This window comes from Pseudochelatococcus lubricantis (assembly GCF_042432495.1).
GTDB classification, from domain to species: domain Bacteria; phylum Pseudomonadota; class Alphaproteobacteria; order Rhizobiales; family Beijerinckiaceae; genus Pseudochelatococcus; species Pseudochelatococcus lubricantis.
Genome location: NZ_JBHLXC010000001.1, coordinates 405,974 through 419,727, shown reverse-complemented (window position 1 = coordinate 419,727; position 13,754 = coordinate 405,974). Strand labels below are relative to the sequence as shown.

Below are 13,754 nucleotides of genomic sequence, written 5' to 3'. Positions count from 1 at the left end.
TATCGCCAGACCCATGCTCCAGATCTTCCGCAACGCCGGCCGCCATTGGTTCGGCAAGGCCATCACGACAGTCCTGTTCGGGCTGCTCATCCTCTCCTTCGGCATCTGGGGCGTGGCGGACTGGATCGCGAGGCCGAGCGGCAACACCGTCGCCACGGTGGGGGAGCGCACCATCTCCGCGCAGGCGGCGCGCGACGCCTATCTGGCCCAGCTGCAGGCGCTGCAACGGCAGCTCCGCACGCCCATCTCGCCCGAACAGGCGCGGGCGCTGGGCCTGGAACAGCAGGTGCTGGGGCAACTCGTGGGGCAGGCCGTGCTCGACACCAGCGCCGACGACCTGAAGCTCGCCGTGCCGGACGCCACCATCGTCGACATCGTGATGCGCGAGCCGCAGTTCCGCGATTCACAGGGCAACTTCAACCGCGCCGCCTTCGACGCCGCCCTGCAAAACGCCGGCATCACCGAAAAGGCATTCGTCGACGAGCAGCGCGCCGTGCTGCCGCGCCGCCAGATCGCCGAAAGCCTCACGGGCGACATTGCGCCGACGGCGCCCATGCAGGAAGCCTTCCACCGCTTCGTGGCGGAACGGCGCGAGGCGCGGCAGATCACGCTCGCGCCGCAGGCGGCGGGCGTCGTCGCCGACGCGGACAACGCCACGCTGGAGGCGTGGTTCAATGAGCGCAAGCCTATGTTCCGCCTGCAGGAATTCCGCTCCATCGCTGTGCTCTCCATCGACCCCGAAACGCTGGCGAAGCCGGAGAAGGTGACGCGCGAAGCCGCCGTCGCCCGCTATGAGGCCGACAAGGAAAGCCGCTACGGCACGCCGGAAACGCGGCACGTGCAGCAGCTCGTTTTCCAGAACGCGGACGAGGCCGCCGCCGCCCGGCAGCGACTCGCCGAGGGGGCGGATTTCACGGCCATCGCCGCCGAGCGCAAGGTGGCGGAGGCGGACTACGACCTTGGCCTCGTGGCGCGCGACGCCGTGTTCGACCCCGCCGTGGCCGAGGCCGCCTTCACGCTGACGGAGCCGGGAATCAGCGCGCCCGTGCAGGGGCGATTCGGCACCGTGATCGTGCGTGTGGTGTCGATCACGCCGCCTTCCGTGCAGTCGTTCGGCGAGGTGGAGCAGGCGGTGCGCCTCGCCATCGCCATCGATGACGCGCGCGCGGCCGTCAACGCCCTGCACGACCGCATCGAGGACGCGCGCGCCGCCGCCACGCCGCTGGCCGAGATCGCGACCGCGAACGGGCTTCCGCTGCAGACCATCAGCGCCGTGGACAGCGCCGGGCGCGACCGCGCGGGCAAAACCATCCCCGACCTGCCGGGCGGCGCGGACCTGCTGAAGGCCGCCTTCGCCTCCGACGTGGGGGCCGACAACGCGCCGCTGCGCCGCCAGACGAGCACGGGCGCGGGCTACGTGTGGTTCGACGTCACGGATGTCGCGCCCGAGCGCGACCGTACCTTCGCGGAGGCGCGCGACGAGGCGCTGAAGCGCTGGCGGGACGAGGCCGTCGCGGACAAGCTTTCCGCCACCGCAGGCGACATCGTGGCGCGGCTGGACAAGGGCGAGAGCCTCGACGACATCGTGGCCTCCTTCCCTGCCGGTACTTTCGCCGGACCCGCCCGGACGGTGACGGACATCGCCCGCAACAGCCAGGGGGGCGGCCTGCCGCCCGCCGCCGTGCAGCAGATATTCGCCACCCACAAGGGCAAGGCCGGCTCCGCCGCCCTGCCGGAAGGGCGCGTCGTGTTCCAGGTGACGGAAGCGGCAACGCCGCCGCTCGCCGCCAGCTCCCCGCAGGCCGCAGCGGTGGCGCAGCAGCTGCGCACCGCCCTGGCCGACGACCTGCTGGCCGAATACATCGGCAAGCGGCAGACGGAACTGCGGCCCACCTTCAACGAGCAGGCGCTGCGGGCGGCCATCGGCGCCGGCCCCTCCGGCGGACTTTGAGGTATCGCGATGTCCGACATGCTCCTTACCGACGCCTTCCAGGCCGCCTACGAGGCGGGCACGCCCGGCGTGGTCAGCACCACGCTCGTCGCCGACCTTGAAACGCCCGTCGCCGCCTTTCTGAAGCTGCGCGCCATTACGCGCGGGCCTTCCTTCCTGCTCGAATCAGTGGAAGGCGGAGCCGCGCGCGGGCGCTATTCCATCATCGGCCTCAACCCGGACGTGATCTGGCGCTGCCAGGAGGGCGCCGTCACGGTAACGCGCGGGAACGGAGCGCCGGAGAGCGATTCGCGCCCGCCGCTCGACAGCCTGCGCGCGCTGCTGGCGGAAAGCCGGCTCGAACTGCCGCGCGGCCTGCCGGCCATGGCGGCCGGCGTGTTCGGCTATCTCGGCTATGACATGGTGCGGCTGATGGAGCGCCTGCCCTCCCCGCCGCCCGACGTGCTGGGCCTGCCGGACGCGGTGATGGTGCGCCCGACGCTGATCGCGGTGTTCGATTCGGTCACCGACGCGCTGTCGCTGGTGACACCCGTGCGGCCCGCCGCCGGGGTAAGCGCACGGCAGGCGCACGAGGCCGCCGTTGCGCGAATCGAGGAAGCGGTGGCGGCGCTCGACGCGCCCCTGCCGCATGAACAGCCCATCGACGTGGCCGCGCTGGCCGCGCCGGAACCCGTCTCCAACACCGCGCCGGAGGAGTTCCGGCAGATGGTGGCGCGGGCGAAGGAGTACATCAAGGCCGGCGACATCTTCCAGGTGGTGCTGTCGCAGCGGTTCGACGCGCCGTTTTCGCTGCCGCCGCTGTCGCTCTACCGGGCGTTGCGGCGCTCCAACCCCTCGCCGTATCTCGCCTTCCTCGACTTCAACGACTTCCAGGTGGTCTGCTCCAGCCCGGAAATTCTGGTGAAGGTGGCGGACGGGAACGTCACCGTGCGCCCCATCGCCGGCACACGCCGCCGGGGCGAGACGCCCTCCGCCGACGCGGCGCTGGCGGCCGAGCTGCTCGCCGACCCCAAGGAGCGGGCGGAGCATCTGATGCTGCTCGACCTCGGCCGCAACGATGTAGGCCGGGTTTCGGCCACCGGCACGGTGAAGGTGACGGACAGCTTCTACCTCGAATATTACAGCCAGGTGATGCACATCGTCTCGAATGTCGTGGGCCGGCTGGCGCCGCAGCACGACGTGATCGACGCACTCGCCGCAGGCTTTCCGGCGGGAACGGTCTCCGGCGCGCCCAAGGTGCGGGCGATGGAGATCATCGACGAGCTGGAGAAGCACAAGCGCGGCCCCTATGCCGGCTGTATCGGCTATTTCGGCGCCGGCGGCGAGATGGATACCTGCATCGTGCTCCGCACCGCCATCGTCCGGGACGGGCGCATGTCCGTGCAGGCGGGCGCGGGCATCGTGCACGATTCCGACCCGGAGGCCGAGCTGCAGGAGTGCATCAACAAGGCGCGCGCCCAGTTCCGCGCCGCCGAGGAGGCCGTGCGATTCGCCGCGACCGCCCGGCGGGGGCAATAGCAGCTGCCATGGACGCGGCGGGAGCGGGACGAGGCGAGACGACGGTGCATCTCGACCTGCGCGGGCTGAAATGCCCGCTGCCGGCGCTGCGCACGCGCAAGGCGCTGGCGCGGGCGACGCCGGGCACCCTGCTCGTCGTGGCCTGCACGGACCCGCTGGCCGGCATCGACATTCCCCATCTCGTGCGGGAAACGGGCCATATCCTGGAAGGAAATGCGCCGGAAACGGATGCGCCGCCCGAAGGCGGCGCACGCATATTCACGATCCGGGTGGTGGCGAATCAGCCAGCGGCCTGATTCGCGTTCACGCGCGTGCCGTCGCCGAGCACGGTCTGGAGCACCTCGAAGCCCTCGAACTGCGGCGGACCCGCGTAGAGCGGCTTGCGGTCGCCCGCGTTGCGATGAGCGGCGCGGAATGCCTCCGAGCGCGTCCAGGCCTCGAAATCGGCCTTCGAACGCCAAACGGTGTGGGATGCATAGAGCGTGTGTTCGTCCGTCTCCGGCCCGCGCAGCAGGTGGAACTCGACGAAGCCCGGCAGCTCGTGCAGGTGCACCTCGCGCGACAACCAGACCTGCTCGAACTCGGCCTCGGAACCCTTCAGGACCCTGAAGCGGTTCATGGCGATATACTGCGACATGACTCGTCTCACTTTTCGCGGAAGGAAGTCGTGATCGCTTCTGTAAGCGGGCGCGTCAGATAGTCAAGCACCGACCGCTCGCCCGTGGGGAAGATGACCTCCGCGGGCATGCCCGGCCGCAGCCGCGTCTTCAGGTTTTCCGGCAGGTCCGTATTGCGCACCGAAACCTGCGCCAGATAATACGGCATGCGCGTGGTCTCGTCGGTCAGGCGGTCGCGCGAGATGTCGTCCAGCGTGCCCATGATGAGCGGCGTCGTGCGGGAATGGAAGGCGGGGAAGCGCACCTCCGCCGGCAGACCGGTGTGGACGCGGTCGATATCCGTGACCTCGACATGCACCTCGACGACGAGGTCGTCGTCCTCGGGCACGATTTCGAGCAGCGTGTCGCCGGGGCGGATGACGCCGCCGAGGGTGAACACCTTCAGGTTGTGAACGATACCCGAGCGCGGTGCGACGACGTCGATGCGCTTCAGCACGTCCTCGGCGATACGGATGCGCTCCTGCAGCTCGCCGAGCTTCAGCCGCGTGTCGGCGAGGCTCTGGCCGACCTTCTCCTGAAACTCCTGCTCGGCCTGCCGAATCTGGATCTGCATCTCGCCGATGGCGTTGTGGGCCTTGGCGCTGTCGGCCTGGTTGCGGCCGATGATGCCGTCGAGGCGCGCCTTCTCGCGTTCCAGCGACGATTCGCGCGTCTTCGAGACGAGGCCCTTCTTCGCCAGCGCCTTCACGCCGACCAGCTCGTCGTCGATGAAGTAAAGCTGCTGCTGGGCGGACTGGCGCTCGCGGTCGAGGCCGCCAATCTCGGACTGGTACTGCGTGATGCGGGTCTTCATGACATCGATCTGGCCGTTGAGCGAGGCGCGGCGTTCGCGGAACTGCGTCTCCTGGTCAGCGATGGTGCGGGCGACCTCGGGCTCGTCCCCGCGCCCGGTCAGCTCGGCGGGGAAGGCGATCGTTTCCTTCATGTCCCGCTCCGCCACGAGGCGCGCCTCCAGCGCCAGCATGGAGTCGAGCTGGCGACGGGTCGCGACGTAGTTGGCGTCGGAACTCGTGGCATCCAGCCGGAACAGCACCTGCCCCTGCTCCACGCGGCTGCCGCTGGTGACATTGATCTCACGCACGATGCCGCCTTCGAGATGCTGGACGGCCTTGCGCTTGCCCTCCACCGAGACGAGACCCGAGGCGATGACGGCACTGTCGATGTGCGCCAGCGCGGCCCAGCCGCCGAGCAGCCCGAACGTCAGCACCACGACGGCGTAACCGAAGCGGGCAACCGGCCGGTAATCGCCGGAGATCTTGGGGGCTTCTTCACTCATGATCCTGATACCCTGCCATGCTCGAATAACGTCCGTGCCGGTCCGGCACCTGCCGCGCGGCGGCGGGCGTCATGCCCGCCTTCACGCCTGCGCCGCCGCCTGCCCCGACACCGCCGGCGGCTGGCCCTGCCCGCCGCCCTGCTGCACAGCGGGGGCCGGCTGGGTGACGACGCGCGGCCCCATGACGCGGGCCAGCACCTCGTCGCGCTCGCCGAACGCCTGCACCGTGCCGTCGGCGATCATCAGGATCGCGTCGCACAACGTCAGTATATTTGTCTTGTGGGTGACCAATACAACGGTCCGCTTCGCCTGTTTCAGCGCGCGAATCGTGTTCATCAGCGCCTGTTCGCCGGCAGCATCGAGATTCGCGTTCGGCTCGTCGAGCACAATGAGCGCCGGCAGGCCGTAGATCGCCCGCGCCAGGCCGATGCGCTGGCGCTGGCCACCGGAAAGCGCGTGCCCACCTTCGCCGATCTGCGTGTTGTAGCCCTGCGGCAGATGCTGGATCATTTCGTGGACGCCGGCCATCTGCGCCGCCTGCACGACCTTCGCCTCATCGGGCGCATCGAAGCGGGCGACGTTTTCAGCAATCGTGCCGGCGAAGAGTTCGACATCCTGCGGCAGATAGCCGAGCGACTGGCCGAGCTGCTCCGGATCCCAGTGCTTGAGGTCGGACCCGTCGAGACGCACCGCGCCCGCGACCGCCGGCCACACGCCGACGATGGCCCGCGCCAGGCTGGATTTGCCAGCCGCGCTCGGGCCGATTACGCCGAGGATGGTGCCTTCGCGCACGCCGAACGATACGCCCTTGAGCACGGGCCCCTCGCGGCCCGGCGCGCGGACGACGAGGTTTTCGACCACGAGCTGCCCCTTGGCGTCGGGAAGCCGCATGCGCGGCGGGCCGGGCGGCACCGCCTTCAGCAGCGCCCGCACGCGCTTCAGCGCGCCGCGCATGCCGACGAAGCCCTTCCAGTTGCCGATCGCGGCCTCGATAGGCTGCGTGCAGCGTCCGACGATGATCGAGGCGGCGATCATCATGCCGGGCGATATCTCGCGGTTGATGGCGAGATAGGCGCCAAGGCCCAGGATGAGGCTCTGCGAGAACATGCGGTTGAAGCGGCTCGCGGCCATCAGATAGCCCGCGCGATCGGAGGCCTGCGCCTGCCAGCCGAGCGCCGCCGAGCGGCTTTCCTCCCACCGGTGGCGCAGCCGCGAGATCATGCCCATGGCCTGCAGCACCTCCGCGTTGCGGAACGTGGCGGAGGCCTTGCCGGACGCCGCAATCGAGGCCTTGGTGGCCTTGTCGAGCACCGGACGGGTGGCGCGGTCGTTGGCAATGGCGAGAATGGCGGAGATGATGCAGGTGATGATGGCGAACAGGCCGTACCACGGATGCAGCAGGAAGGCGACGACCACGTAGACCGGCACCCACGGCAGGTCGCAGCCGGCGATGATGCCGGCACCGGTGAAGAACTCCCGCACCGTGTCAACGTCGCGCAGAACCTGGGTATGGCCCTGCGACGGCTGCTGGATCGTGGCGCGCTGGACGGAGTCGAACGCCTCCGTTTTCACCTCGCCGTCGAAGGCGACGCCGCCGCGCACCAGAAGCCGCGTCCTCACCGTCTCCAGAATGGCGGCCGTGACGTAGAGGATGGCGACGATCAGCGTCAGCAGGAGCAGCGTCGTGACATTACGGCTCGACAGCACGCGGTCGTAGACCTGCATCATGTAGAGCGGCCCGACGAGCCCCAGCACGTTGATGAACAGGCTGAAGAAGATCGCCGACATGATCGCCGGACGCGCGGCGCGAAAGGCGGCGTCGAGAGCGTTTTCTCCCGGACGCAGCGGCGCGGCGCGGCCACCGGCAACGAGGGCCCCGCCCCCGGAGGCGCCTCCCTTGGGAGAACCGGAGAAGAAGGAGGCTACGGCATCCCCCGTACCAGCGATCCAACGCCCGGCGTGTTCCCGGAATTTCGCGATATCGACTGCCATATTGGAACGGTTCCTGCTGTCCAGACTGCCGGCTCCCGACCGCGCATCGGAAACCCCTACGCCGCGGCGGACACATGAATACAGCGGCAGCATCCACGCCCGGACGCCTGCCGCCGGCCAAGAGCCGCCACACGATATGCATTACATACAGAATGATACGCCATCAACGCAATAGCCGCAATCCAGTGCACATATTGCGACTAAAACAACATTGTCTCCGCAACCTAACTGATATAAGAATACAATCATGAAACTTGGGGGCCTATATTTATGTAAATATAAAATATTTATGAAAATAAATGATGAATAAATACTAATCAATAATTATATATTCTATATTTTAATGGGAAAATTATATTTATATATTTATACGTATGTGAGTTTTTATAAAAAATATAACGGTAATATGCGTATTTTTGATTTCAATTCGAGGCTGAAATATGATTTATTTTTCATTGACTATTGAAATCGCAGTCTCAAGCTTTAATTTTTCAAGATTGTAAAGCAGAATAACACAATTGCGCCGTCATTCAAATCGTCCTGCTTGTTGTGCTACCCTGAATACAGCTATAGGTGTGAGATAACATGAGCGTTGAAACGACCTTGCCGCAATTGTTCCGTGGATGGACCGGCTGGACCGCCGACGAGTTCGCGGCACTTCGTCACGCCTGCGAGGCGCTGGAAAATACTGGCGCCGACACCGACGTGGGCTGGGGCCTCTCGGATGAGGGCGACGCATGGTTCGCCATCTGCGAGGAGTTCACGGGCGAGCCGATTCTCCATGTCATTCGCACGGGCAGGACCTATACGGCCATCGCGCCTGCGCTCGGCAAGGCTCTCCATGCCGGGGAACTCCGCATGCTGGTCGCGGAAGCGGTTGCACGTCTGGAATGCCTGCCCACGCCCCCGGCGGCCCGCGCCGGAAATGGCGCCGCGCATGCGGATTCGCGACCCGCGCAAACATCGGGTGCGGACTTGTACCGCCAGAAAAAATGAAGTAGTAGGTTGAAGATAAAATCTATGATCGCTAATCTTAAGGATTATGGAAGCGATACTTCATTCCATATAGAGTCGTTATTGTCGGCCGTTTGCATACATAAAGAGGCATACACATTCAATTTTGAAACATGAATTCTGTTTCATCTTTTTTATTTATTATGGGGCACGAATGTATACAAATCAACGACAGACGCAGGACACGAAAGAACTGCGCCGCATCGGCGGCCGCTGGCTGAAGGAACGACGCGAAAGCGCCGGCCTCTCGCAGCGGCAACTGGCGGAAATCCTCGGGGTCGAATATTACACGTTCATTTCACAGATCGAGACGGGACATGGTCGCATCCCGCCCGACCGTTACGAGACCTGGGCGAACGCCATAGGTCTGTCTCTGTCCGATTTCGTTCGCGAGATTCTGCGCTATTACGATCCCGTCACCTTCGCCATTCTTTTCGGCGATGCGTCTGCCAGTACCGGGATGGCAGGCAGTGCATTGTCGACGGAGAACCGGCAGTTGCGGGAGCAGGTGCGGGAGTTGCACCGCCTGCTCGGCAAGAAGACCATGGAGCTGGAACAGGCGCGGGACCGCCTGTCGCTCGCCTCCCCCGCTCCCGGCGACGCCGCGGAGGGCGGCAGGGGCAGGCGGCGCGGGGACCGGGCCGGCGCGCGGAAGGGCGATCCGGAACCCGCTACCACAGCGCCCGCCGGTGGAGGGAACGCGGCCGGGGATTGAGACCCGTTCGGCCACAACGACAGGGGGCTATCGTCGTCCTGCGATTGTCTGTAATGTCCGCGCGTCTTTTCGCCCGGGCCGAGCGGCCGACCTTTCCCGCGATTCTCACCTCATGGTTTCCCGATGGCAAACAAGGTTCTGAGCCTGATCCCGCAACTGTGGTTCAAGTTCGGCCTCGTTCGCCTGTGGCGGCTTGTGCCCCGCCCGCTGCGCCGGCGCATCGTGGCGAGGCTCATCCCCCTGCCGAAACGGGCCGGCCGCCGGCTTGCCGCGCCCCAGGCGCCGGTCATGATGTGCGGCTTCCTCGCAAGTCCGCTCGGCCTCGGCTGGAGCGCGCGCCTCACACGCGGCCTCGTGGAGGAGGCCGGCGTGCCGATCCGCGATTTCGACATCGGCCATGCCTTCGCCACCGGTGAAAGGGACGCCGTGCTTCCCGATGCCTCCGGGCCGGCGACCGTGATCTTCAACTTCAATCCGGGGCAGTTCGGCTACGCGCTGCAATTCCTGCCGGACGACATCCTTCGCGATAAGTACATCATCGGCTATTGTGTCTGGGAACTGGAACGCATCCCGGACGACTGGCTGACGCCCCTCACGCTCGTCGATGAACTCTGGGTGCCGACGCATTTCGTGCGCCAGGCCTTCGAGAATGCCGGGGTCAAGCTGCCGATCCGCGTCGTTCCCCACATCATGAGCGCCCCCGCCGGCCTCGCGAGGGACCGGGCGCGGTTCGGCTGGCCGGAAGATGCCTTTGTCGCCACCGTCGTGGCGAGCCTGCGGTCGAGCCTCGCGCGCAAGAATCCGCTCGCCGCCGTCGATGCCTTCAGGCGCGCTTTTCCCGGCGGGGAGAACGCGCTGCTCGTGCTCAAGCTCGGCGATTCGCACCTGGAGGCGGAGGCGCTCGCGACAGTGCGCGCCGCCATCGGCGACGATCCGCGCATCCGCCTGCTTCTCGACACGCTCGACAACGACGACATGTGGACGCTTCTCGCCTCCTCCGACGCCGTCGTCTCCCTTCACCGGGCGGAGGGTTTCGGCCTGGTGCCCGCACAGGCGATGCTCGCCGGGCGGCCTGTGGTGGCCACCGGCTGGTCCGGCAATCTCGACTTCATGTCCGAAGAAACCGCCTGTCTGGTGCCGTACCGCCAGATTCCGGTCGAAGACCCCAGCGAACTCTATGTCGCGCCCGATCTCCATTGGGCCGATCCCGACATCGGACAGGCAGCCGCGTTCCTGCGCCGTCTCCACGACGATCCCGCGGAACGCGAGGCGCTCGGCCAGCGGGCGCGGCAGGGGATTGAGACCTATTTCCGCAACGCGCACGCGCCCATAGTCGCCGCCATCCGGGAGTGGCCGCACGCCACGAAATCGTAAGCGTGACGACAAAATGCGGCCTTAATACCGACACGGCGGCCTGTTCGAATCCTATTCAAGCAGGGGCGCCCGGACGTCGAATGAAGCCATCTGGCTGACAGGAATTTTCCCTGCCGAGAGAAATAGAGAGCCGTTGCCGATCCGGTGCGATCGGTAAACGCTCTCGACCATTCGCCCCTCGGGGAGCGAATACGCAGGGAGTAACTTTGTGATGCAAAAGGATGCTCTTCAGCAGACCGAATGGCGGTCGAAACCGGCCCGGCGCGTTGCCGGCGTGCTGCTCGCCGCGCTCACCATCCTGTCGACGGCAGCCATCACGGTGCCGCCGGCTGCCGCGGTCACGCTGACGGATTCCGGACGTGGCGAGGCAGAGGGCCTGCCGATCGTCGACGTGCAGTATCGCTACGGGCCGCCACCTCCCGACTATTACTACGACGGCCCGCCGCGCCGGTATTACGGGCCGCCGCGCGACTACTACGGTCCGCCGCGCTGGCGACATGGCTATCGCTATCCGCGCCGGCCGCCGCCGCCCCACTGGTACCGGCCGCCGCCGCCTCCACCGCCGCCTTATTATTACCGCAGCCACGGCCCGGACTTTTACAATCCGGGAGCAGCGGTCGCCGCCGGCGTGCTGGGCCTTGCGGCTGGCGCCGCCTTGGGCGGAGCACTCGCCGCACAGGACGACCCGCCGCCGCGCTCGGACGCCACATGGCTCAGCTATTGTGCCAGCAAATACCGGTCGTTCGATCCCGACTCGGGAACGTACGTCGCCTATGACGGCAAGCGCTATTTCTGCAAATAGCCGCGCCCGGCCATTCCCGGCGCCCGAAAGCGGGAAGACGGAACGGTTCGGCGGGCAGTGCAAGCCGGGCCGCTCCTGCAGCCCGGCGGACATCAGCCGAACCGGCGCTCGATATAGTCGTTGACGAGGTTCTTGAACTCATCGGCGATTCCCGCCCCTTTCAGGGTCATCGCCTTCTCGCCATCGATGAACACGGGGGCGGAAGGCGTTTCGCCGGTGCCGGGCAGCGAAATGCCGATGTCGGCATGTTTCGACTCTCCGGGCCCGTTGACGATACAGCCCATCACCGCGACATTGAGATTCTCGACACCCGGATAGCGCGTCTTCCACTCGGGCATGGATGTCGTGATCCAGCTCTGGATGTCGCGCGCCAGTTCCTGAAACACGGTGGAGGTGGTGCGCCCGCAACCGGGGCAGGCGGCGACGAGTGGCACGAAGGTGCGGAAGCCCATCGTCTGCAGCAATTCCTGCGCGGCGCGAACCTCAAGCGAGCGGTCGCCGCCGGGCTCAGGCGTCAGCGAATAGCGGATGGTATCGCCGATGCCCTCCTGCAGCAGGATGCCGAGAGCCGCGGAGGACGCGACCAGGCCCTTGGAGCCCATGCCGGCCTCGGTGAGACCCAGATGCAGCGCATAGTCGGAGCGGCGCGCCAGATCGCGATAGACGGCGATCAGATCCTGCACCGCCGAGACCTTCGCGGAGAGGATGATGCGGTCGCGCGGCAGGCCGATCTCCTCCGCCCGCGCCGCAGACAGCAACGCCGACTGCACCAGCGCCTCGCGGGTAACGGCGCGCGCGTCGAGCGGCGTATCGCTGTTCGAGTTCGCATCCATCAACCGCGTCAGCAGTTCCTGGTCCAGCGAGCCCCAGTTGGCGCCGATCCGCACCGGCTTGCCGTTGCGCGCGGCGATTTCGACGATGGTCGAGAACTGCTTGTCACGCTTTTGCCTGAAGCCGACATTGCCGGGGTTGATGCGATATTTCGCCAGCGCCTCGGCGCAAGCCGGGTGTTCCGTCAGCAGCTTGTGGCCGATGTAGTGGAAGTCGCCGACGAGCGGCACCTCGATGCCCTTCACCATCAGCGCGTCGCGGATGTAGGGCACGGCGCGCGCCGCCTCGTCCCGATCCACGGTGATGCGCACCAGCTCCGACCCGGTGCGCGCCAGCGCGGCCACCTGCGTCACGGTCGCGGCGACGTCGGCCGTGTCGGTGTTGGTCATCGACTGCACGACGACCGGCGCGCCGCCGCCGACCACGACGCCGCCTACATCCACAGCGACAGTGTGATGACGGGCAGCCGGGCGAGCCTCGGCAGCAAGAGCCGCGTCGACAAGGGAAGCGGGGGCAACGTTCATCTGAAACAGGATCCGGGGAAAGCGGCAAACGTCGGCTGCCGCCTATATCGCCCATTCAGGCCGGTTCGGCAACCGAATCCTTGGGTGCGACCTCCCCCTGCCCCTTGCCGCCGCAATGGGCGCAGATGCCGGCGATCTCGACCACCTCGTTGCGCGGGGTAAAGCCAGCCTCGCCGAGCATCTTCGCCAGCGCGCCGCTGAAGACGGGCGAGGATGCCTCGTCCACCCCCCCGCACTGCTCGCAGATCAGAAAGACGACCAGCTCGCCGGGCGAATGAACGTGCGGACAGGCGATGAAGGCGTTGCGGGTCTCGAGCTTGTGAATGAAACCCTGTTCCAGCAGGAATTCCAGCGCCCGGTAGATGGTGATCGGCGCAACGCGCCTTTGCGCCTCGCGGCCCATGATCTCTGCGATGTCATAGGCGCCAAGAGGCCGGTGCGTCGTGTAGAGGGCCGAAAGCACGTCATGCCGGATCGGCGTCATGCGCACACCGCGCGCACGGCACAGGTCGGCTGCGTGTTGCAGGGCGCCGGGCGCGAGCGCAGCCCGGTGCGTCGCGTGATCGCACGCCTCCCCGCCATGCGCGTGGGGCTGCGCGTGGAAGCGGCCCGTCGCGTCGCCGGGCAAGGCGTCGTGCGTATGCCTGTAGGAACCGCCATGCACAGGACGAGCATTCACGCCGTTCTCCTTCGCGTCACGCCAGGCGCCGCCACGCATGCCGATGCCGGTTTCTTCCATCACTGATTGAACATTATAACATATTCCTCGATTGTTACACATCGCACGGCAAAAAGCCGGCATGACGCCGCGCGCGTCATATTGTGACAAGGGATATGCGCCTATGATATGGTTGCATTTTGCGGCATGCCGCATTCCGTGCGTACCGAAAGGCGCGCGGGCGCGTCGATGCTCTTTGCAGCGCGGATCACGGCCCCGGAAAGGCAAGCGGCTCGAAAGGGCCGTCCCGTTCCCGGACAAGGTCGTGTCCGGTCGTCAGGTTGAAACGCGGGCAGCCTCCCCGGCGCCCGGCTGTTCAACGATTTTGCGCATGTTCATCTTCTCCACGGGAAGCCAGGGAG

At 66.4% G+C, this 13,754-nt stretch carries 12 protein-coding genes; 7 read left to right on the top strand and 5 right to left on the bottom strand.

All coding sequences use genetic code 11. The features are described 5' to 3' along the window. Window positions 1-13 precede the first annotated feature (13 nt). The 3 genes from ACFFJ7_RS01730 to ACFFJ7_RS01720 are packed head-to-tail and all read left to right on the top strand — an operon-like array spanning window position 14 to window position 3,765. Window positions 14-1,951 carry a peptidylprolyl isomerase gene (locus ACFFJ7_RS01730; protein ID WP_377590543.1) on the top strand — a complete coding sequence of 646 codons (1,938 nt, stop codon included), beginning with the start codon at window positions 14-16 and terminating at the stop codon, window positions 1,949-1,951. 18 nt (window positions 1,952-1,969) lie between these two features. Further along, window positions 1,970-3,469, top strand: a complete 1,500-nt coding sequence (gene trpE / locus ACFFJ7_RS01725; RefSeq protein ID WP_377590709.1) for an anthranilate synthase component I — start codon at window positions 1,970-1,972, stop codon at window positions 3,467-3,469. A gap of 8 nt (window positions 3,470-3,477) precedes the next feature. Then, on the top strand, window positions 3,478-3,765 hold the full coding sequence (locus ACFFJ7_RS01720; protein WP_377590541.1) for a sulfurtransferase TusA family protein: 288 nt from the start codon (window positions 3,478-3,480) through the stop codon (window positions 3,763-3,765). On the opposite strand, the gene hmuQ is transcribed toward ACFFJ7_RS01720, so the two are convergent. The 3 genes from hmuQ to ACFFJ7_RS01705 form a co-directional block, all read right to left on the bottom strand. Then, window positions 3,750-4,106: a heme-degrading protein HmuQ gene (gene hmuQ, locus ACFFJ7_RS01715; protein WP_166949173.1), complete on the bottom strand. Its 357-nt coding sequence runs from the start codon at window positions 4,104-4,106 to the stop codon at window positions 3,750-3,752. The two genes, ACFFJ7_RS01720 and hmuQ, sit on opposite strands and share 16 nt — an antisense overlap. An 8-nt stretch (window positions 4,107-4,114) precedes the next feature. Further along, window positions 4,115-5,422: an HlyD family type I secretion periplasmic adaptor subunit gene (locus ACFFJ7_RS01710; RefSeq protein ID WP_166949171.1), complete on the bottom strand. Its 1,308-nt coding sequence runs from the start codon at window positions 5,420-5,422 to the stop codon at window positions 4,115-4,117. An 81-nt stretch (window positions 5,423-5,503) separates the two neighbouring features. Continuing rightward, the gene (locus ACFFJ7_RS01705) at window positions 5,504-7,414 is read right to left on the bottom strand and encodes a type I secretion system permease/ATPase (protein ID WP_377590538.1); all 1,911 of its coding nucleotides are present in this window, start codon (window positions 7,412-7,414) and stop codon (window positions 5,504-5,506) included. A 585-nt stretch (window positions 7,415-7,999) separates the two neighbouring features. On the opposite strand from ACFFJ7_RS01705, the gene ACFFJ7_RS01700 reads away from it, so the two are divergent. From ACFFJ7_RS01700 to ACFFJ7_RS01685, 4 genes are all read left to right on the top strand, one after another. Continuing rightward, a complete protein-coding gene (locus ACFFJ7_RS01700; RefSeq protein WP_166949167.1) occupies window positions 8,000-8,410 on the top strand; it encodes a hypothetical protein in 411 nt (136 codons plus the stop codon). Window positions 8,411-8,582: 172 nt separating this feature from the next. Then, on the top strand, window positions 8,583-9,143 hold the full coding sequence (locus ACFFJ7_RS01695) for a helix-turn-helix domain-containing protein (protein ID WP_377590535.1): 561 nt from the start codon (window positions 8,583-8,585) through the stop codon (window positions 9,141-9,143). A 123-nt stretch (window positions 9,144-9,266) separates the two neighbouring features. After that, window positions 9,267-10,517: a glycosyltransferase family 4 protein gene (locus ACFFJ7_RS01690; protein ID WP_166949163.1), complete on the top strand. Its 1,251-nt coding sequence runs from the start codon at window positions 9,267-9,269 to the stop codon at window positions 10,515-10,517. Between the two features lie 211 nt (window positions 10,518-10,728). Next, window positions 10,729-11,319 (top strand): BA14K family protein, encoded by a 591-nt coding sequence (locus tag ACFFJ7_RS01685; RefSeq protein WP_377590533.1) that lies wholly within the window; start codon window positions 10,729-10,731, stop codon window positions 11,317-11,319. Between the two features lie 92 nt (window positions 11,320-11,411). Here the strand turns inward: ACFFJ7_RS01685 and ispG are convergent, their stop codons facing one another. Both ispG and ACFFJ7_RS01675 read right to left on the bottom strand, forming a co-directional pair. Continuing rightward, window positions 11,412-12,674 carry a flavodoxin-dependent (E)-4-hydroxy-3-methylbut-2-enyl-diphosphate synthase gene (gene ispG / locus ACFFJ7_RS01680; RefSeq protein ID WP_166949159.1) on the bottom strand — a complete coding sequence of 421 codons (1,263 nt, stop codon included), beginning with the start codon at window positions 12,672-12,674 and terminating at the stop codon, window positions 11,412-11,414. 55 nt (window positions 12,675-12,729) lie between these two features. Continuing rightward, the gene (locus ACFFJ7_RS01675; protein WP_377590530.1) at window positions 12,730-13,353 is read right to left on the bottom strand and encodes a transcriptional repressor; all 624 of its coding nucleotides are present in this window, start codon (window positions 13,351-13,353) and stop codon (window positions 12,730-12,732) included. Window positions 13,354-13,754: the final 401 nt, after the last annotated feature.